Origin of the sequence: Shewanella profunda (assembly GCF_023283765.1) — a bacterium.
Taxonomy (GTDB): Bacteria; Pseudomonadota; Gammaproteobacteria; order Enterobacterales; family Shewanellaceae; genus Shewanella; species Shewanella profunda.
This window is the reverse complement of record NZ_JAKILG010000002.1, coordinates 179,203-200,193: the sequence shown is the minus strand read 5'-3', so window position 1 is coordinate 200,193 and position 20,991 is coordinate 179,203. Positions and strand designations below refer to the sequence as shown.

The 20,991-nt window shown below is 41.9% G+C and carries 18 protein-coding genes; 13 read left to right on the top strand and 5 right to left on the bottom strand.

The genetic code is table 11. The features are described 5' to 3' along the window. Positions 1 to 10 precede the first annotated feature (10 nt). Entirely contained in the window at positions 11 to 442 is a 432-nt protein-coding gene (locus tag L2744_RS01955) for a universal stress protein (RefSeq protein ID WP_248990467.1), read from the top strand. A gap of 47 nt (positions 443 to 489) precedes the next feature. Here L2744_RS01955 and L2744_RS01950 read toward each other — a convergent pair whose 3' ends face one another. Beyond that, the gene (locus L2744_RS01950) at positions 490 to 1,347 is read right to left on the bottom strand and encodes a substrate-binding periplasmic protein (RefSeq protein ID WP_248990466.1); all 858 of its coding nucleotides are present in this window, start codon (positions 1,345 to 1,347) and stop codon (positions 490 to 492) included. A 334-nt stretch (positions 1,348 to 1,681) separates the two neighbouring features. Here L2744_RS01950 and L2744_RS01945 point away from each other — a divergent pair, with 334 nt between their 5' ends. From L2744_RS01945 to L2744_RS01930, 4 genes are all read left to right on the top strand, one after another. Then, the gene (locus L2744_RS01945) at positions 1,682 to 2,017 is read left to right on the top strand and encodes a winged helix-turn-helix domain-containing protein (RefSeq protein ID WP_248990465.1); all 336 of its coding nucleotides are present in this window, start codon (positions 1,682 to 1,684) and stop codon (positions 2,015 to 2,017) included. Between the two features lie 188 nt (positions 2,018 to 2,205). Beyond that, entirely contained in the window at positions 2,206 to 3,495 is a 1,290-nt protein-coding gene (locus L2744_RS01940; protein ID WP_248990464.1) for an NCS2 family permease, read from the top strand. Between the two features lie 201 nt (positions 3,496 to 3,696). Further along, the gene (gene proB / locus L2744_RS01935; protein ID WP_248990463.1) at positions 3,697 to 4,815 is read left to right on the top strand and encodes a glutamate 5-kinase; all 1,119 of its coding nucleotides are present in this window, start codon (positions 3,697 to 3,699) and stop codon (positions 4,813 to 4,815) included. Between the two features lie 12 nt (positions 4,816 to 4,827). After that, a complete protein-coding gene (locus L2744_RS01930) occupies positions 4,828 to 6,105 on the top strand; it encodes a glutamate-5-semialdehyde dehydrogenase (RefSeq protein ID WP_248990462.1) in 1,278 nt (425 codons plus the stop codon). Positions 6,106 to 6,188: 83 nt separating this feature from the next. Here the strand turns inward: L2744_RS01930 and L2744_RS01925 are convergent, their stop codons facing one another. From L2744_RS01925 to L2744_RS01915, 3 genes are all read right to left on the bottom strand, one after another. Next, positions 6,189 to 6,491, bottom strand: a complete 303-nt coding sequence (locus L2744_RS01925; RefSeq protein ID WP_248990461.1) for a hypothetical protein — start codon at positions 6,489 to 6,491, stop codon at positions 6,189 to 6,191. Between the two features lie 127 nt (positions 6,492 to 6,618). Further along, positions 6,619 to 7,095, bottom strand: coding sequence for a Cys-tRNA(Pro) deacylase (ybaK, locus tag L2744_RS01920; RefSeq protein ID WP_248990460.1), 477 nt, complete (start codon positions 7,093 to 7,095; stop codon positions 6,619 to 6,621). Between the two features lie 133 nt (positions 7,096 to 7,228). Then, positions 7,229 to 8,164, bottom strand: a complete 936-nt coding sequence (locus L2744_RS01915; RefSeq protein ID WP_248990459.1) for a DMT family transporter — start codon at positions 8,162 to 8,164, stop codon at positions 7,229 to 7,231. A 288-nt stretch (positions 8,165 to 8,452) separates the two neighbouring features. Between L2744_RS01915 and dnaK the strand changes: the two genes are divergently transcribed. The 8 genes from dnaK to L2744_RS01875 all read left to right on the top strand — a co-directional run bounded on the left by dnaK (position 8,453) and on the right by L2744_RS01875 (position 18,963). Further along, the gene (dnaK, locus tag L2744_RS01910; RefSeq protein ID WP_248990458.1) at positions 8,453 to 10,372 is read left to right on the top strand and encodes a molecular chaperone DnaK; all 1,920 of its coding nucleotides are present in this window, start codon (positions 8,453 to 8,455) and stop codon (positions 10,370 to 10,372) included. A 131-nt stretch (positions 10,373 to 10,503) separates the two neighbouring features. Further along, positions 10,504 to 11,637, top strand: a complete 1,134-nt coding sequence (gene dnaJ, locus L2744_RS01905; RefSeq protein WP_248990457.1) for a molecular chaperone DnaJ — start codon at positions 10,504 to 10,506, stop codon at positions 11,635 to 11,637. A 681-nt stretch (positions 11,638 to 12,318) separates the two neighbouring features. Next, complete coding sequence (locus L2744_RS01900) at positions 12,319 to 15,174, top strand: thrombospondin type 3 repeat-containing protein (protein ID WP_248990456.1); 2,856 nt, start codon at positions 12,319 to 12,321, stop codon at positions 15,172 to 15,174. A gap of 189 nt (positions 15,175 to 15,363) precedes the next feature. After that, positions 15,364 to 15,783: a hypothetical protein gene (locus L2744_RS01895; RefSeq protein ID WP_248990455.1), complete on the top strand. Its 420-nt coding sequence runs from the start codon at positions 15,364 to 15,366 to the stop codon at positions 15,781 to 15,783. 310 nt (positions 15,784 to 16,093) lie between these two features. Then, a complete protein-coding gene (locus tag L2744_RS01890; protein WP_248990454.1) occupies positions 16,094 to 16,606 on the top strand; it encodes a KwaA family protein in 513 nt (170 codons plus the stop codon). Next, positions 16,593 to 16,748 carry a hypothetical protein gene (locus L2744_RS01885; RefSeq protein WP_248990453.1) on the top strand — a complete coding sequence of 52 codons (156 nt, stop codon included), beginning with the start codon at positions 16,593 to 16,595 and terminating at the stop codon, positions 16,746 to 16,748. Before L2744_RS01890 ends, L2744_RS01885 begins: the two co-directional genes overlap by 14 nt. A gap of 46 nt (positions 16,749 to 16,794) precedes the next feature. Beyond that, complete coding sequence (locus L2744_RS01880; protein ID WP_248990452.1) at positions 16,795 to 17,604, top strand: Kiwa anti-phage protein KwaB-like domain-containing protein; 810 nt, start codon at positions 16,795 to 16,797, stop codon at positions 17,602 to 17,604. A 153-nt stretch (positions 17,605 to 17,757) separates the two neighbouring features. Continuing rightward, the gene (locus tag L2744_RS01875) at positions 17,758 to 18,963 is read left to right on the top strand and encodes an IS256-like element ISSod5 family transposase (protein WP_089066614.1); all 1,206 of its coding nucleotides are present in this window, start codon (positions 17,758 to 17,760) and stop codon (positions 18,961 to 18,963) included. Positions 18,964 to 19,332: 369 nt separating this feature from the next. Here L2744_RS01875 and L2744_RS01870 read toward each other — a convergent pair whose 3' ends face one another. After that, entirely contained in the window at positions 19,333 to 19,974 is a 642-nt protein-coding gene (locus tag L2744_RS01870; RefSeq protein ID WP_248990451.1) for a hypothetical protein, read from the bottom strand. Positions 19,975 to 20,991: the final 1,017 nt, after the last annotated feature.

Here is a 20,991-nt window from a genome sequence, read left to right as displayed (position 1 = left end):
AGTACAGATTATGCGTAAAGGTCAAATACTCTGGCCCACAGATTTTTCTGAAACTGCGGCCCATGCACTGAGTTACGCCATTGAAATGGCTAATTTATATAATGTTGGTCTAAAGATTTTACATGTTGTTGAGCAGCCTGTTGGTGATGAAAACTTTTTGATTTTATCTATCACACCTGAGGAACTGGCGAAAAGCATGGAGGATGCGGCGGCCAATAAAATGCAGGCGCTACTAGAGAGGCTTAAAACGGATCTCCCTATAACCACATTGATCCGCCGTGGTGATCCTGTAGATCAAATTTTAGAGGAGGCCAATAGCAAGGATATTGGCATGGTGGTCATTGCCAGCCATGGCCGAAGTGGATTATCACACTTTTTACATACTAATGTCGCCGAAGCTGTGGCTAATGGAGCGGCTTGCCCTGTGCTTGTTGTTAAGTAAGGGTTTTATTAATGAAAGGACGCATAAGCGTCCTTTTTAATTGTAAGTTAGAGCGCATCGTTTCCGATAGTGCTGCGTTCTATGATATTGGCTGATGCCTCCGCTTCAGTCTCTATGGACATGAGGCGGCTGTATTTTTCCTGTAGTGCTAGCAGGGTACCATCTTGGGTAATCTGTTCTAGACCCGCATTAAAATCATCACGAATTTGCGCATTGAGAAATGCGAAACGATATTCCGATGGTGGGAATATTTTGTGGCAAACCGCTTGCTGTTGTAATTCTTTGCTGTTCAGTCGCCCGTCGAGATAAGCCTGCTTTAAATAGTATTTGAAAATATTTTTATCCATCACAACCACATCGGCTCTATGTTTCATAAGCATATAAACCTGTTGTATCTGCCGTGCTTGTTCTTTATAGCCAGTATTGGCTTTAGCCATTTGGGTAAACTCTTCCCCTAACATGGTCGATGCACGCTGGAAAGCGACAATTTGTTTGTTGCTTAAATCCTTTATACTATTGATATTGAAACGATTAGATTCGAGGCTGATGGCACAGTTTTGATAGCTAATTGCCACATCGGAATAAAAGACGTTTTTTAACATTCCTTCTTTAATATTGATGATGCCGTCGAGTTTGCCTTCTTTTAGCTCATGGAATGTACGTGCGAATGGAAGGTAGTGAATGGTGGCTTGATGCCCTTTAACCGCGAGAGCTTTGTAGAGTAATTCGAGTTCGAGTCCACTGTTAGTTTCTTGAATAACATAGGGGGGAATAGAGAGGCTAACGCCAATGTTAAGCTCGGCTGCGTGGCTAATCTGATAGCTGCAGAGTGCCATTAATCCCATTAATTTGTAGTGGTTATATCGAATACCAGAGTTATCGGGTTTATCTTTATCAAGGTTCATTATCACCAATACCTCCACGGGACTCTTTAGTTGCAGGGGCGAGGCTCGCTAAGCCACTCCATGACTCACATCAGTAAGTGTAGTTTGTCTATATGCATGGCACGACTTAATTTATAAAAACATATTTCAGCTATTTACCTATAAATAACTGAGGTGAGAAATAGCAGTATTCTAGGGGAGAATACAAGTTGTTTTATTCAAGTCAATCAGCCCCATTGTGATGCCGTGATCTGTGTATATTTAACGTCAACTATTTAGGGTTAGCTATTGCCTTATTAACTGAATATAAAGTAGTTTTGATGGTAATTATTTTTATCATCATACAGGTTATCCGATGTCACTTTCTATACCCGTATCACAACCGATTTCAAAACAGCATAAGGCGTTTTTGCGTAAGCTTTATTTGGCGCATTTGATGGATGATGAACGCCATAACTTATTATCACTCAATAAGTTAACTGGAATGCCTCGCCGCACCTTACAGGATGCGATAGCGGCTTTTGAAGATATAGGTATTCGAGTCGAATTTGTACAGGAAGGCAGCCGAAATAATGCAGGTTATTACCGCGTTGTGACCTGGGGACCGATCAGCAGCGCTTGGGTCGATACCCATGTAACCGAAATAGCCGAGTTGATTGGCGTTACTGATATCGATAACGTGGCTTTGTGAGTGAGTTAGAATTCGTTTAAATTTGCCTATCTTGTGCATGGCACTACTATTGACGGAGTTAACTATTCCTTGCCAATTGTGTGGCCTGACCAACTTAAACTCCCTATAATCTGCTGCAAATGTAATCGCGCTACATACTCCTTACATTTAAATACCCTACCTACTTAAAATAAAAGGAACCCAGTTCCATGTTAGAAAAGCTGTTCAAACTAAAACAAAATCAAACGAGCCTCAAGCAGGAAGCGATCGCAGGTTTGACCACATTTATGACAATGGCCTACATCATTTTTGTGAATCCCATGATGTTAGCCGATGCGGGCATGGACCACGGTGCAGTATTTGTTGCGACTTGCCTTGCTGCTGCAATCGGTTGTTTAGTCATGGGATTAATGGCTAACTATCCCATAGCATTAGCTCCGGGAATGGGGCTTAACGCCTTTTTTACTTACACGGTTGTAGGGGAAATGGGTTATAGCTGGGAGACTGCGTTAGGTGCGGTATTCCTGTCGGGAATTTGCTTTTTAATCTTATCCTTAGTGCGTATTCGCGAATGGATTGTCAACAGTATTCCTGTGTCGTTACGTTTAGGCATTGCCGCCGGTATCGGTTTATTCCTCGCGCTTATAGGTCTTAAAAGTGCCGGCATTGTCGTTGCTAATCCGGCGACCTTGGTCACTATGGGTGATATTACGGCATTTCCAGCTGTGATGGCGGTGTTGGGCTTTTTCCTGATTATTGCCATGGTCCAAAGGGGAATGAAGTCGGCGGTGATTTTAAGTATCTTAATTATCACAGGCCTAGGATTGATATTTGGTGATGTGAGCTATAACGGCATAGTGTCAATGCCACCTTCAATTGCACCCACATTTATGAAGATGGATTTATCCCAAGTCTTTGAAGTAACTATGCTATCAGTAGTGTTTGCCTTCTTGTTTGTGGATTTATTTGATACCTCAGGCACCTTAGTGGCGGTTGCCCAGCGAGGTGGTTTTCTCGATGATAAAGGTCGTTTACCACGTTTGAATCGTGCCTTGACCGCTGACAGTATAGCAACCATTGCGGGGGCTGCTTGTGGTACTTCCACCACGACAAGCTATATCGAAAGTACTGCGGGTGTGAGTGCGGGTGGCCGTACAGGATTAACCGCCGTGGTGGTGGGATTACTGTTTATTGCTGCGTTATTCCTGTCGCCATTGGCGGGAATGATCCCTGCTTATGCGACTGCGGGCACACTGTTTTATGTGGCAATTTTGATGATGTCAGGTCTTGTGCATGTAGAGTGGGAAGATTTAACCGAAGCAGCGCCTGTGGTGGTTGTGTGTATCTTAATGCCGCTGACCTTCTCTATTGCATCGGGTATTGCACTGGGGATTATCTCCTATGCTGCTATCAAATTGCTCACTGGCCGTTTTAGTGATTTAAACATTGGTATCCTTGTGTTAGCGGCATTGTTTGTGGCTAAGTTTATCTATGGCTGATGCTGTCAATTCGTGGGCTCACCTAGTGTGATAGATTGTCTACAATAGACAATATTTTTTGAGGGTCATTTAATCGATGGCCCTTTTTAATGCACTATTCCAAGCAAAATCGAAAATTTATCTCGAGTTAATAACTCCTTGCTACCAATTATCCAACGGATTAGGTATAAGGATTGTTCGGTTATTTTTTACAAATGAATAATGAACTTAAGTGAGATTGCGTATCGCCGCGTGGTAGTGAAATTGGGGACGAGTGTGCTGACTTCTGGCAGTAAACAGCTGGATAAAGCCCATATGGTTGAGCTTGCTCGTCAAATGGCCGTACTGATGAAGTCAGGGGTCGAAGTTGTTTTATGTACCTCAGGGGCCATTGCCGCTGGGCGTGAACATCTCCAATACCCGACACTGCCCGACACTATGGCCAATAAGCAATTGTTAGCCGCTGTCGGGCAAAGCCAGTTGATCCTCGCTTGGTCACAACTCTTTAGTATTTATGGGCTGCATGTCGGTCAATTGCTGCTGACCCGTGCCGACTTGCAGGATAGAGAACGCTACCTCAATGCCCGCGACACACTCAATGCATTGCTAGCGAATAATATTATCCCGATCATCAACGAAAACGATGCCGTTGCCACCAATGAAATTAAAGTGGGTGATAACGATAATCTATCGGCACGTGCAGCACTCCTATGCGATGCCGATTTATTGATTTTATTGACGGATCAAAAGGGTTTATTCGATGCCGATCCGCGCACTAACCCGAATGCTAAATTGATTTCGCAGGTGGTGAAGATCGACGACAGCCTGCGCATGTTAGCTGGCGGTTCTGTATCGGGTTTGGGCACGGGCGGGATGTCGACTAAATTGGAAGCCGCTGATATTGCTCGCCGTGCCGGGATTGAGGTGGTTATAGCCTCAGGTCATCACCCCGATGTGATTAAAAAAGTGGTCGGTAAAGAATCCGTTGGCACTCACTTTAGTGCCATTGAAAACCCGCTCGAAAGCCGTAAACAGTGGATTTTAGCGGGACCTGCAACTCAAGGCTCTTTAGTGCTCGATGCTGGCGCGGTAAAAGCCGTGACAGACAAGGGCCGCAGCTTGTTGTCTAAAGGTATTATCGGCGTTAGAGGTCAGTTTGAACGTGGTGCAACGCTGCAATTAGTTGATCAAAAAGGTAAAGTGATTGCTAAGGGGATAACTCGATATTGCGGCCAAGCCCTAGGTTTGATCGCAGGTAAACATTCCGACGAGATCGAGTCCATACTCGGTTACGATTATGGTGATGCAATAGTGCACCGCAACGACATGGTTGTCCTATAAGCGAGGTCTGTTTTGAGTCAAATTAATCAAGAACAGTATTTACAGCAACTTGGCGCTAATGCCAAACAGGCCAGTTATGCCTTAGCCAACTTAACGGCGAGTCAAAAAGCCGATTTGCTCGAGGCTATTGCCGATGCGCTAACGGAAAACTCTCCGGCCATTTTAGCCGCCAATGCTAAGGATGTTGCCGCTGCTAAGGCCGATGGATTAACCGATGCAATGATCGATAGATTGTTGCTCGATGATGCGCGTTTAGCGGGTATTATCGGTGACATCAGCGATGTGATCCGCCTCGCCGATCCCGTGGGTGAAGAATTTGGCAGTAAGTTATTAGATAACGGTTTAAGGCTAACTCGTCGCCGTGTGCCGCTTGGCGTTATCGGGGTGATTTATGAAGCACGGCCCAATGTGACCGTCGATATCGCGGTGCTCGCCTTAAAGACGGGCAATGCGGTGATCCTCCGTGGCGGTAAAGAAACCCTTGAATCAAATAAACTTATCAGTGAGGTGATCCGCGGCGCGATTGTCGCCCAAGGGTTACCCGTCGATGCGGTGCAATTTATTGATTCTTCAGACAGAGCCTTAGTGACAGGACTGCTAAAGCTCGATCAATATGTCGATATGATAGTGCCTCGCGGCGGTCAAGCATTGCAGCGTCTATGTGCCGAGCAGGCGACGATTCCGGTAATCCTAGGTGGTATTGGCATTTGTCATTTGTATGTCGATAAAAATGCTGACTTACAACGCGCCCTCGCCGTGATAGCTAATGCGAAGGTGCAGCGTCCGACCGTGTGTAATGCGCTCGATACCTTGCTGGTGGATGAGCGTGTGGCGAGCACTTTTGTGCCACAAATTGCCGAATATCTGCATCGTTTAGGCGTGCGTTTTTCAGTCTGCGAGCAAAGTTTTACGCTGCTCGATGGTTTAGGGTTCGATATCACCTTCGCAAAGGCTGAGGATTTTGGCATCGAATGGTTGTCACTCACCTTAGGCATCAAAGTGGTGGCTGATATCGATGCCGCCGTTGACCATATTCGCACTTATTCTAGTGGTCATTCGGAAGCGATTTTGACCGATGATATTCACGCTGCGGCGCACTTTATGAACGAAGTGAATTCTGCCGCTGTGTATGTCAATGCCAGCACTCGTTTTACCGATGGCGGCCAGTTTGGTTTAGGCGCTGAGGTCGCTGTGAGCACGCAAAAGCTCCATGCCCGCGGTCCAATGGGGCTTGAGGCATTAACCACCTATAAGTGGTTAGCATGGGGTGATTACACTAGCCGTGTTTAGGGGCTACAATGGCAAACAAAAAGCCGTTGATGGATAAAATCGACGGCTTTTTTGTTTGCGGTAACTAATGTTTAGATTAGTGATCAATGGATGAGTGGCGTATAGGTGGCAACTAGCCAAACACAGAGGAATATTACCGTCATCACAATTGTGAACTTACGAAAGGCGCTGATATATTCTAAGGTATAAATAAAATATTTTTCCTGCACTCTGCGGGTAAGCAATACCGAGGGAAGCAAAAAGCTGCTATAGAGCATGACTACCATAGTTGTAAAACCATTTCCCCAAAAATGCTCATAGATAAAAAGGGCGATACACAGCAGCATGGCAACCCAACTTATGGGGCCGATACTCGTCTCTTGATTCCATTGTGTTGATTTTTCCATTTGACTATCCTTAGCCGAATTGTACTTCAGTACAATTTATAGACGGATATCAAGGCTTTTTCAAACACTTTATTGATTCAGGTCAAATAGTTGTTATTTATGTGACATTTAATCTATTAGGCATAAATTAAATCGTCTTTATATCGGCAAATGAACCTTTACATAGCTGAGCTAAATCATTGGCCGATAAGCTAATTTCAAGACCTCTGCGCCCCGCGCTGACATAAATGTGATCAAAGGACTGTGCGCTTTGGTCAATTAAGGTCGGCAAGAGTTTTTTTTGTGCTAAGGGGCTAATACCGCCCACAAGATAACCCGAGGATTTTTGCGCGAGTTCAGCATCGGCCATTTGCAATTTCTTCTGCCCTAAGCATTTAGCGACGGCCTTAAGATTCAGTTGATGATCGACTGGCACCAAGGCTACTGCAATTGGCGCATGGGCTTTATCGATTGCGACCAACAGGGTTTTAAATACCTGTGCAGGATTGAGCCCGAGTGTGTTGGCGGCTTCTTCACCATAGGCAGCGCAATGTGGATCGTGACTATATTCAAGGATATCAAATGGAATTTTGGCTTTTTTTGCCAGTCGAACGGCAGGTGTCATTCTATACTCCTTCACAAAACGGGATATTAGCCTTTAACTTAAGATAAAAACGTTAGCCAACGCATTTTTACATCGGAGTGATATAAAAAGTGGCGTCATCACGCGCCGATAATTTATTCAGATGATGGCGCGTTTACTCCATTATCTTTGGCGTGACTTCTTCAGATTTTCCCCTGTGTTTACGCTCGGTATATCTTGGTAAGAGTTGCTGCAACATCATACCTGACAGAATAAAGGCCAGACCAAGATAGGTCGCCATTGCAATCGTTTCTTGCAAAATCCAAGCGATAAACCCAATTGACATGACGGGGGATAAAAACACTAGGGTGCTGATATTGGCTGTTCGAGTAGCGGTTTTAAGCGCCATTAACCAGAGCACAAAGGTTATGCCCATCTCAAATAATCCGACATACATACCAGCAAATATCGCCTTAAGACTAAAACTGGGTAAAGCATCGGTCAGCACTAAGGTGACGGCGATAAAAGGTAAGCCGATAAGAAAACTCAATAATAAACTGACTACGGGATCGCCTTGATCTTTAGTGTTCACAATCCAATATAGGCACCAGAGTAAAGTGCTGGTGAGTGCAAGGCCAATCCCGAGTGGGCTGTCAAAGCTAAATCCGCTGATATCGCCGCCAGTGGCAATGATAAATACGCCAGAGTAGGCAATGAGCGCCGCCGCAATGTCACTCTTACGTAAATGCTGTTTTAACAACGGCGCGGCGAGTAAAGGGAGCAATACCGCCCAGGTGTAGTTAAGCGACAAGGCTTGCTGCGCGGGCAGTAAGGAGTAAGCCTTAAACAGCACTACATAGTAGAGGAAGGGATTGAGTAACCCAGTCACCAGATAAAACAGGGGCCTGCGCAAAAATTGTTGCTTAACTAAAGAGAGCTTCTTTTGCCACGCGAGAATTCCACCGAGGGCGAAGATAGAAGTCAGTACAGCAACAAACACCAGTTGCAGTGGGGTGTAATAGCTCAAGGCAATTTTAAAAGCGGTGGCAACCGTAGACCAGAGGAAGACCGCCGCCATGCCATACACGTACGCTAAATTCGAAGACTTCACTCTGCTACCTTACATGGATAAACATCCGCCAAATGTGGGCAGATTGAATAACAGCTGTAGTGGATAAGCAAGCGTATTTTATCGGGTGAAATATTTTATTCATCCGAACATCCAGAAAGATAAAGTAAGAAAATTTTTTTATCGGCCCTTGTAATTAAATTCCCTGTCCCAATATAGGTGTTAAGGCAGAGAAGGCGGCCCACAGTGGACTTGATAAACAATCTGTTCGGCCCCATATCAAAACCAACTAAACAAATTTAGATTGAATGAAATTTTTCGGAGGACCTCATGGGTAAAATTATTGGTATCGACTTAGGCACAACAAATTCTTGTGTAGCTGTCCTCGATGGTGGCAAAGCACGTGTGTTAGAAAACGCTGAAGGCGATCGCACCACCCCGTCAATCATCGCGTATACAGACAATGAAATCATTGTTGGTTCGCCAGCAAAACGTCAAGCTGTGACTAACCCGACTAACACATTTTTCGCGATTAAGCGTTTGATCGGTCGTCGCTTTAAAGATGACGAAGTTCAACGTGACGTGAACATCATGCCATTCAAAATCATTGCAGCCGATAACGGTGATGCTTGGGTTGAATCGCGTGGCAACAAGATGGCCCCACCACAAGTTTCTGCTGAAATCTTGAAAAAGATGAAGAAAACCGCAGAAGACTTTTTAGGTGAAGAAGTGACAGAAGCGGTTATTACCGTTCCTGCATACTTTAACGATTCACAACGTCAAGCGACTAAAGATGCGGGCCGTATCGCAGGTCTTGATGTTAAACGTATTATCAACGAACCAACGGCGGCAGCATTAGCCTACGGTATCGATAAGAAACAAGGCGACAATATTGTTGCGGTATACGATTTAGGCGGTGGTACGTTCGATATCTCTATCATCGAAATCGACAGTAACGATGGTGACCAAACATTTGAAGTATTGGCAACCAACGGTGATACCCACTTAGGTGGTGAAGACTTTGACAACCGTTTGATCAACTACTTAGCCGACGAATTCAAGAAAGAGCAAGGCTTAGATCTGCGTAAAGATCCATTAGCAATGCAACGTCTGAAAGAAGCTGCTGAAAAAGCAAAAATTGAACTTTCAAGCACCAACCACACTGAAGTGAACCTGCCATACATCACGGCAGACGCAACAGGTCCTAAGCATTTAGTGATTAAAATCACTCGTGCTAAGTTGGAATCACTGGTTGAAGACTTGATTATCCGTACATTAGAGCCACTAAAAGTTGCCCTGGCTGATGCAGATTTATCTGTAACAGACATCAACGAAGTGATTCTAGTGGGTGGTCAAACCCGTATGCCTAAGGTTCAAGAAGCAGTAACCAACTTCTTCGGCAAAGAACCTCGTAAAGACGTCAACCCAGACGAAGCGGTAGCCGTAGGTGCTGCAATTCAAGCGGGTGTATTGTCAGGCGACGTGAAAGACGTATTACTGTTAGACGTAACACCACTGTCTCTGGGTATCGAAACCATGGGCAGCGTGATGACTAAGTTGATTGAGAAGAACACCACTATTCCTACTAAGGCGCAGCAAGTGTTCTCAACCGCCGATGACAACCAAAATGCAGTGACTATTCACGTACTGCAAGGTGAGCGTAAGCAAGCGAGCGCGAACAAGTCATTAGGTCAGTTCAACTTAGACGGTATTGAGCCAGCACCACGTGGCCAACCACAAATTGAAGTGATGTTCGACATCGACGCCGACGGTATTCTGCACGTGTCTGCGACAGACAAGAAAACCGGCAAGAAACAAAACATCACCATCAAAGCCTCTTCTGGCTTAAGCGAAGAAGAAGTGGCACAAATGGTACGCGATGCCGAAGCTCACGCAGATGAAGACAAGAAGTTTGAAGAGTTAGTGCAAGCACGCAACCAAGCTGACGGCTTAGTTCACGCAACTAAGAAACAAGTAGAAGAAGCGGGCGATGCACTGCCAAGCGAAGATAAAGAGAAAATCCAAGCTGCAATGGATGCTGTTGACACTGCTATCAAAGGCAATGACAAAGAAGCCATTGAAAAGGCAACTGAAAACTTAATCGAAGCATCTGCTAAGCTGATGGAAATCGCTCAAGCTAAGTCTCAAGCTCAAGGCGGCGACAATGCCGACGCGGGCAAACAGGCTAACGCGACTGCCGATGATGTTGTTGATGCTGAATTCGAAGAAGTGAAAGACGACAAGAAATAATTTTTTGAATCAACTTTTGGTTTCAACTAACTGATTTCAACTGGTTGATTTTAAATAGTTAATTTCTAGGCGGGCGTTACGGGGAAACCCTAACGCCCGTTCGTTCAACTCCAGCTGAGAAGCATGAGATTATGTCAAAGCGAGATTATTACGAAGTATTAGGCGTCGGTCGTGACGCCAGCGAACGTGAGATTAAAAAGGCCTATAAACGTCTGGCCATGAAATTTCACCCCGATCGTAACCCAGGCGACAAAGCCGCAGAGGCTAGCTTCAAAGAAGCGAAAGAAGCCTATGAAATCCTTACCGATACCGACAAAAAAGCGGCATATGATCAATTTGGTCATGCGGGTGTGGACCCCAATCGCGGCGGCGGTTACGGTGGTGGGCAGGGCGATTTCGGCGATATTTTCGGTGATGTCTTTGGCGATATTTTCGGTGGTGGACGTCGTGGTGGCGGTCAACGCCAAGCGGCTCGCGGCTCAGATTTACGTTATAACCTAGAGTTATCACTGGAAGAAGCTGTTAAAGGCCTCACCAAAGAACTGCGTATCCCAACACTGGCGACCTGTGATCTATGTGACGGCAGCGGCGCTAAAAAAGGCACATCAGCAAGTACCTGTACAACTTGTCATGGTCAAGGCCAAGTACAAATGCGCCAAGGCTTTTTTACGGTGCAGCAACCTTGCCCAACCTGTCATGGCCGCGGCAAGATCATCAAAGATCCTTGCACTAAGTGCCATGGCGATGGCCGTGTTGAAAAGAGCAAAACCTTATCGGTTAAGATCCCTGCCGGTGTCGATACGGGCGACCGTATTCGTTTAGCGGGTGAGGGCGAAGCAGGTGAATTTGGCGCGCCTCCAGGGGACTTATATGTTCAGGTCAGCGTGCGTGAACATGCGATTTTCGTCCGTGATGGCAACAACCTTTACTGCGAAGTGCCGATTTCCTTCAGTAAAGCAGCCCTAGGCGGCGAGATTGAAGTCCCCACACTGGACGGTAAAGTGAGCCTGAAGATCCCTGCCGAAACGCAAACGGGCCGTATGTTCCGTCTACGTGGCAAAGGGGTTAAATCGGTTCGCAGCCATGCCGTTGGCGACTTGCTCTGCAAAGTGGTTATGGAAACCCCAGTAAACTTAAACGATCATCAAAAAGAACTGTTACGCGAATTTGAAGCCACCTTAACCGGTGAGTCAAAGAAGCACAGCCCAAAGGCTGAGGGCTTTTTCGATGGCGTGAAAAAGTTCTTCCAAGATCTAAATAGCTAACCTAGTTCGTTGAATAAGGTTGTGTTGCTGTCTTTGTAGAATGAGCAATGTGACTAGATGAATAAAGCCCCGTAGTGTATAGCACTGCGGGGCTTTTTTATGGTTGATTCAACACTCAAACTTTTAGGTGTGTGCAGCAATAAATTAAGCACTGTCATTCCAGTGACACGCAGCAAGTACGTCCGTGTATGCTCGAACGTGGCATCCATGCCACGGACGGTCACTTACATGACAGCGCTTAATTCTGTTTAGCCCTTCGTTTACCTGATAATCGGTAGAATCCAAGATCCAAACTTGAAGAAGTAAATCTAACAAATATACCTGTGCGATTTTTTCTGCGGCAACTCCGGGGGGATGGTGTATTCCTTAGACTCTGATGCAATTGGTAAATCATTAAGGCATAAAAGTTATGTCCGATCTTTTTATGTCCGATAAATCAGTGATTGCTTAATTAGTTGATTTGTAATGCTAAAGTTATAGACAAGTGTACGCTATGTCGCTATCTTAGGTTTTTAACAAGGATGAGCTTTTGTTGCCTATCGGCGATTCGAGTCACTTGCATCGGGAAGATGTGTCTTTTCTCTCTTAGATACCAAATCCTCCTGTAAAAATCCGCTTTAGGTTATACCTATCCGAACATTTTAAATTACTTAATAAAATCAATTAAATGGATGTTATGATATGAAATATGCATTTGTACCCCTTTTATGTTTATGTCTTTCAGCATGCGGTGGTGGTGGTGGAGATTCTTCAGCAGAAACGCCAACACCACCTCCTGTCACCAAAGATCCATTGTCTAAATTTATCAATATTAAAGACCAATATGCAGGCATTGAGTCTGCAGCTCCATTGAATACAGAAACATTAGGCCAGGTGTACAAGTACATCTTTACACTCATCCCTGAATTATTACCGGACTATAACGATCAAAGTGGCGAACTAGGTTCGACTTGTTCTGGTGGTGGAACGATTAAAATTTCGAATGGAAGCTCAGATAAAGAAAAAAATATTGCTTTCACTAATTGCGTTGAAGATGGCATGACTACTAACGGTAAAGCTACTGTTAGAGCAAACCGATTTTCCACCGATGGAATACTTATTGATAGTACCGTGATTTTTGAGGATGTTGATGTAAAAGGTACTTTAGGTCACAGTTTACTTGCTGGTACTGCACAATATGTAGAACAGGACTTAACTTGTGCAAAAACTGAAGCAACATATAATTTAATGTTTTCAGATGTAAATAATAAAAAACAAATCTTATTTTCAAATTTTAAATTTATTAGAACTGGTAATGAGATGGTTTTATGTGGAAATGATGGCTTTAGGATACAAGGTCGCGTATTCGATTCATCCTTGGGATTCTGGGATGTCCAAACTAATAAGTTATTTAAACTTAACACTATGGTACATGCCTATGAAGAAAGTGGTGAGTTTGTTGTTAGGGGAAGTAACAATAGTCAAGCTACATTTTCAGTTGAATTTTATAATGAGTTGAGAGGAAACGTAACCTCTAACTATACCTATTATAAAATTATGCTACATAGTGGCATGGTAGATAAAGAGTATGCTTTTTTAAAGGAATACTATAAACCCTCCATATTTACCTCATTTGAGGATACGGATAACGATGGAATAACTGATGGTTGGGAGTTGGCTTTTGGTTTAAATCCAACATCGGCTTTGGATGCAACTCAAGATTTAGATGGTGATGGTTTTACTAATTTGCAAGAGTTCTTATCTTTTGGCCATCCTAGCGATAAAAAAATACTTCCTAAAATTGTTGACCTCGGAGTTACTTTATCTCATGAAACCCAAGGCTATTCTAAAAAGATTATCGTAAAAGCTGAAGTCGAAAGTGATGTAAAATCAACTGACAGCGGAACAGTGTTGACGACCTATTCAACATCTCTTCCGATTTATTTTGATAGAGATAGATATGCTGATTCTAATTTTTGTACTTTATCAGATAATCTACTCGAACTGACCTGTAAATGGGATAATATATCTCCAGGATATAAAGCTGTTCAAGAGATCTATTTAAATGCTGACTCAGCTAATGGATCAGAGATTAAGAGTGTTATCACTGCAAAAATACAGCATCTTGGACATGATGAGGATTTGTCGAATAACCAAGCAACGATTGATGTTGCAAGACATGCTGCTGATGTATCTTATCGATTGTGGATTGATAACCGTCAAGAGTACATGATGGAGTTAGTTGGTACTTCACAAAAGTTAGCGTTTATAATTCATCAACAAGAATCTAAATTTGGTGGCTTTGATCCTGTAACTGGTAACAAAATTAGACTGGACATACCTGAACATATCACATTGTTAAGTGCCGAATGTGTTAATAGTCATGAAAAGTATAATTGTTTGGTGGGAAACGAAATTGTTTTTAAAGACTATCAACAGGCTTATAGTTTTACACTTGATATTAGGGGAGATAGTCAAGGGGAAGGAAAGTTAGTATTCAATTCACTCAGTTCTATAACTGGTGATAAAGTGTTATCTTCAATACCATTTCCAATAGTGGTTGGTCAATCTACAGAAGCATTACAAAAACAGATTGATATGGCGGCCGATGGTGAAAAAGTTAATGTCCCGGCAGGAATTTATATTGGTGATTTAGATTTATCTAAAAAGCAAGCTCTATTAGAGGCTGAATCTAAAGATGCTAAGCTTTATAGCAGCGAAACTTCATTTTGGCAACCCAGTTTAATTATTGATAAAAACAGTAGTGTAAATGGTTTTACCTTAGCTAATCACTATATAAAGGTAGGGAGTAGTGGAGGTGCTATTACACGTAATTTATTTGATGGTACACCAAGCAACCTCATTTCAGTATACGTTTTAAATAGCGGAGAGATGCTTTTTGAACAAAATATATTGATAGGTAAGGCTCTCGATAATGGTTACGTATCTAGTAATTTGGATGATGATTACCATTGCCCTAGGATTGAAAGCGGTAATTACGCTGTTGCACAAAACACTAAGACTAGACTAGTGAATAATATATATTTTGGTAATCTTTTGGATATTCCTGATTTATATTTTGGATGTCAGCTTTTTAGTGCAAGTATGTCTTCGGAGTTAGAATTTTATAATAATACTTTTCTAGGGCTAGAATCTGTAGTTAGGCTTATTTATCATGGAGTAGATGAGCCATACTATAAAATATCAATCAATAATAATATTGTTTCAAAATCTAGAACGTTAATTGATAATGCTTCTTATACTAGTACTTTATATAAGTTTGCTCCAGAATCTAGTATTAGCTTACACAACAATTTAGTCAATGAAGTTAAGAGTTTGTACATAGATATGCAGGATCAGCAAGTTGAACTAAATACTATTTTTGCCGATCCTTTGCTTGATAGTAATGGATATCCTTTTAGTAACTCACCAGTAATTGATGCTGGTATGCCGTTAGAAGTAAATGTCGATCTATATGGTGTAACAAGACCAATTGACGGTGATAATAATGGGACAAAAGTCATTGATATTGGCGCAATAGAGTTCAAGTTTAACTGATAAGGCATAACTCTTAATCGTTATGCAGGGATGTATAGCACAGGATTGGGAGGTCAGAATTTTCTATGATCCTCCCATTTTCACTAAGTCACTGGTGCAACAATGCCTGTTCTGGTGTATCCCGTAGCATTTATGTTTTCTGATTAAAAACGAGCAATTCAGCATAGAAATGGACTTTGGAAGTTAGGAATGAAATCAGTTTTACAAATTACGTTGGGGATCTTGTTAGCGGGCTTGGTCACTTTGTTAGTGCGAATTGGCTATTTAAGCTATATCGAATACCGCCTGACACAGGGGCTTAATGAGTTTGCTATGCAACAAAAGCAAACGGAACTTGCTCGCCAGCAGGCTGCGAAAGATCGCCAGCTTGCTGAGTATCAGGTTCAGCAAGAGTTACAGCAAAATGCGGCTGAAAAATCCAGACTAGCCATGCAAAACGAGGCCGCGCGACTACGTAAAGCCGAAGCATGGCGCAAGTATTATCTAGTCCCCGAAGACTGTAAAAACTTTAAGTCCGACGAATACATGGTTAACTGCATCAACCACAAAGCCGATGCAAAAGCAGAATTTGATAGGGCGTACGATTCAGAGGAATTAGTACTGCCGTAGTAAGTAGTGGATATTTATTACGTAAAAAATAAGAGCGGTTAAATTTTTTGACCATAAAAGTTATGGCAGTTCTGTTCTTGTTTTAACAAACCGTGTCATTTTGGACCTATGGCCGGCTACGCTTATAAGTTAGTGCGCATGCACGGAGTGTTAAGCGATTTTAGTTATACATACGGAGGTAGCCTTTAATGAAAAAAAGAAAAGCTGGTCTAAAGATTGGGGCGAGGTTAACTCTATTTTTAGTTTCCTATATGCCTTTGTTTATAATTATGATATTTGGTCAGTTTTATAAATATAGCGACTATCTCAATTGGGGGGGGGATTAAGTTGGGAGTCCTTATTTGTTTTTACAAAATACTTCGGTGCAGCAGCCTTGTTGATTGTGTTATCTATATACGGTGCAGTTGGTTTGAAGATACTCCTGACAAACATAGAACGTCGAGCTAAAACTAATGGTGACTTAGTAAGAATCGAGGATATCGAAAATAAAAATAGTGAGTCGATATCATATTTGTTTACATATATCATACCTTTCGTTTTTCAAGACCTATCTAGCATGATTAATGTTTTTTCAGTGGCAGTTTTGTTGGTTGTTACTTTCTTGATATATTCAAATTCATCCATGCTATTAATAAATCCTACAATAAGCATGAGGTATTCTCTGTATATGATTGAGTACACTGATTCTGATTCGGAGAAGAAAAAAAAGGGTATGGTAATTTCAAGGAACAAGTTTCTTGAAGAAGATGATCAAGTGAAAATAAAAAAGATAGGTCATAAATTATTTTTTGCAGTTGATATGGGAGGCAATGATGCCAGCTAAAAAGAAAATAAATGATATTTTAGGTATCATTGGTGAGCAGGATGTAAGTTTTAAACTTTTCTTTATTACTAGACATATTAAAGAAGGCGTCAGAAAAACAGAAAAGTTATCGATAAATTTCAATTTAAAGCAAATGGCATAGATATGTCTCCAGATGTTTGTTTTTCTCAAAAAATGCAAAAATTCAATTGGAAAAATTAATTTCTAAGGAAGGGTATGACCTTGAGTCTTACAATGTAATAACGGATGACTTAGGTGATAAGCTTTACACCTATGTGTTGAATAATGCTCTGTCATTTTCTGATGTTATATTTAACCAACTTTTAGTAAATAAGGTTGATACGATTACTTCATTAAAAGAGGTGAAGAATGACCTTTGGACGTACTGTTTGCAAATAAATACTGCAAAGGATACAGCCTACTTTTTTAGAAAAATGAGTTCAGGTAAAGTCACAACTGACGAACCTCAAACTAAAATTGAGAAGTTATCATCTTGGTTTGATTCAACAGACTCTGAACTAAAAATAGTTAATAACGAAACTGTCAGCTTTGATGATAAGATCGATTGCATATATTTTAATTCAGAATTTCTAGTTTTAAGAAAGTCGGGTTTTGAGCAAATAGTAGGTTTAGAGGAAGAGTTTCAAAACGTTGCTAATGACGTGATCTCAGTTATTGAATCTACAAACCTAGTCGAAGGTCTTGAACATATTAAAGCTAGCTTAAGTAAAAGTAGAGCATTGCTCAAAACCTTAGCTAATATTGGGAAAAAGGGAAATCACTCGGGTTTCAATAAAGATGAAATCGAAAAAATGAAAAATGCCCTGAAGTTGTTTGAAGGTAAAGAACTTAAATTTTCGCCTGATGGAAAGCTTGTACTAGAAAATAGTATCGACGTTGGCTATTTTGTTAAACTTCTGAATGACTATTATAAAATTGGTGTCATTACTGGTAAGTTTTATGGAACTAACAGCGGCAATATAATTGAGCCTGCATAAACTAGTTTTATAAACTTTTCAGAAAGGTTTAATGAGACACCCATTGTTAAATTGGCTAAGAGATAGGACATGCATAACTCTTTAAATGTGAAAAGTTGGTAGTGTTCAAATTTCTGTGTCATTTCTTTAAGCTATACCAAAAAGAGATGATTTATGACCACACCTACTTTTGATATCAATGCTGCCATTCAAGCACTACGTGAAGGTAAAGACCTTACGGGCAAGGATGGCATCTTAACCCCTTTGATTAAGCAACTCACTGAAGCGGCCTTAGCCGCAGAGTTGGATGGCCATTTGGCGAGCACTGAAGGCGCTAATCGTAAAAACGGTAAAACCACTAAAACAGTTAAAAGCCCCATTGGTAACTTTGAGTTGAACACGCCCAGAGACAGAGCGGGCACCTTCGAGCCTCAATTAGTCAAAAAGCACCAAACCCAGCTTACCGATGAAATGGAGCGTAAAATCATTGGCTTATTTTCATTAGGCACCAGCTATCAAGATATTCGTGCACATATCGAAGACATGTACGGCATGTCGGTGTCCAACGGCACGGTGAACGCCATTACTGACAAGTTACTACCTGAGCTTCAGGCATGGCGGGAACGCGAGCTAGAGCCGCTTTACCCCGTCATATGGCTCGATGCGATTCACTATAAAATCAAAGAGAATGGTCGCTTTATCAGCAAGGCGGTTTACACCATTTTGGCCCTTAACGTCGAAGGCAAGAAAGAGCTATTAGGCTTATATCTGTCTGATAATGAAGGGGCTCACCATTGGTTAAGCGTACTAACCGACCTGTATAACCGTGGGGTGAAAGACATCCTCATCGCCTGTGTGGATGGCCTTAAAGGCTTTCCTGAAGCGATTGAAACCATATATCCACAGACGGAAGTACAGCTGTGCGTCATCCATCAAATTCGCAACTCAATGAAGTATGTCGCGTCCAAGCACCAAAAAGCCTTCATGGCCGATTTAAAGTGTGTTTATAAGGCTGCCACCTTGAATGCGGCCGAGATGGCACTGGATGAACTGGAGACAAAATGGGGTGATAAATACCCTGTAGTGATTAAGTCATGGCGCAACAAGTGGGCACTGCTATCGGTTTATTTCAAATACCCTGACTATGTTCGGACCGCCATTTACACCACAAATGCCGTTGAAGCCGTGCATCGCCAATTCAGAAAGTTAACTAAAACCAAAGGTGGTTTTGCTAACGAGAACAGTTTACTCAAGCTGCTTTACGCGGGTATATTGAAGGCCTCTGAGCGCTGGACTCACCCCATCCAAAATTGGAATTTGACGCTATCACAGCTCTCAATCCATTTTGAGGGGCGCTTAGAAAACCATATCGATCTGTGAAATTAACCTGACACAGAATTATGAACAGCCTCGAATAGACTCGAGATTTTCTTTGGTTAAGAGATCTAACAAAGCTTAATCCCGCTCTGGCTATTCTCCTGTCTATCGCATTGGTGTCCATTGCTATTATTTATCGCTTAAAATACAGGAAATATTATTTAACTTCATTTTATTGTGACTCCAAACAATATGCAAAAAAACAATTAAACCTAAAGGTGGAACCAAGTAACATAGGAATGCATTAATTATAACTCTAGTTTTGCTATATTTGTAAACCCTTAAATACATAAGAAAAGATGTAGTAATTATTAGCAAAACTAATCCGACGAACAGGTAACTAGTTATGTTGATATCCATTATTCTTCTCTGTTAATTTTTTAATATACAAGTTAATCCACCACTTTTGTTTAATGAGCACTGGACTCTACCGCTACTAATTTTAGATGCGCTGTAATATTCAACTGATATTCCCAATCTAGATAAGGCATTAACAAAGCTTTCTATATTATTATCGTCTCCTGAAAAATTGTACTCACCAACACTAGAACTGCCATTAACCAATGGTGCACTATTTCCATCAGAATCTGTAATATCACTAATGGAAAGTTTTATTTCAAAGTTCTCTCCTAGGCCTTTAATTGTCATAGTTGATGATGATTGATCTGCAAACCTAATAACTACATTAAAATGAACATCTATTACTTTACCAGCGATGGATAATGCTACTCCAGAATAAGAATTTATCGCATTTATCAGTGTCAGGTTGTCATTGAAATAGTCATTTACTTTTTTTAAATTTTGACTAGAACCTATCATGTCATATGCACTACCAATAACTTCTTCAGGGACATCAATTCCACCTGTAATAAAATCATCAACTATACTTTTCAACATAAACAATTGATTGGTTTTTGTTGTATCTGAAACCGTCAAAGATACTTCTTGAACCCGTAACACTGGTGGCGTTCCAGGTTCAGTAGTAGGCATGTATATGAGAGAAAACTTCTTCATCAAATTATCTCCACTATTGAACAAGTAGAGTGTATCAGATGTACCTGACATATTTGTCGTTGCAGTATATCTAGCCACTGCATAGAAGTCCGATTGAGATGTGCATGAATCACATTGTTGAATTATTGCTGAGTAAGAATTGAAACTTGTCAACGTAATAGCCCATAAAGCTAACTTTAAAAAAAATTTAAACACAAGCACCACCTATTGATTTATTTAGTGGTAATTTATAACAAATTAATCATTGTTGCAACAATTGTTGCATTCAAGCAGGCCTCGAAAAAAATCGGGGACATATATGGTCACCTCTGGGTTAGCAAGACCAATGTCCTACTTTATTGAAAGCGGGGACATATATGGTCACCTCGGGTTTAGCAAGGTCAATGTCCTACTTTGTTCAAGCTACATTTACGTTAATCGATAATTCACCTTTCACAACGGGGTATCAGTCGTTAATGGTTGGCGGTCTTGCGACCTTATGTTAAAAGTAAAGGGCCGGCGTTTGTTGCGCCCTAATTAGATCCAAATTGACGTCTTACCCTCTTTGGCAAGCAAAAGAAAGGACAGGCAGAATTCAGTTGAGATTAACTACTAACACTGCAGATTCAGAAGTTCACCTTCCCCTGCGAAGTTGTCGAAATACGGAGATAAAAATGCCGTGGCGACATCATGGATGATGGCGCAGGCTCGGGGGCACATGGATGTGCCATCTGAGCCGTTAGTCGATTTTTATTGGAGTATGAGAGCGGTAACTAATGCATGTAACTTCGCTAGGGTGAGTGCTGCGTAGCAGCGTTTCGAACGAGAGCCATGGATGGCGAACTGGTGTTTAGACATGGAGGTTGTTCGTCTTGGAGCATCAAAGGAGGATAGGACGAGCAGTCCTCCTTGGTCGATTCTCTAATAAAAATCAGGGGGTGAAGCCCCACGACGTTGATGTGGATTTTGATTTAAAAATTCAAACGAAGTTTGGAAATGGGATATGCGTGAGCCATCAATGATGATCAATGGCTCTTT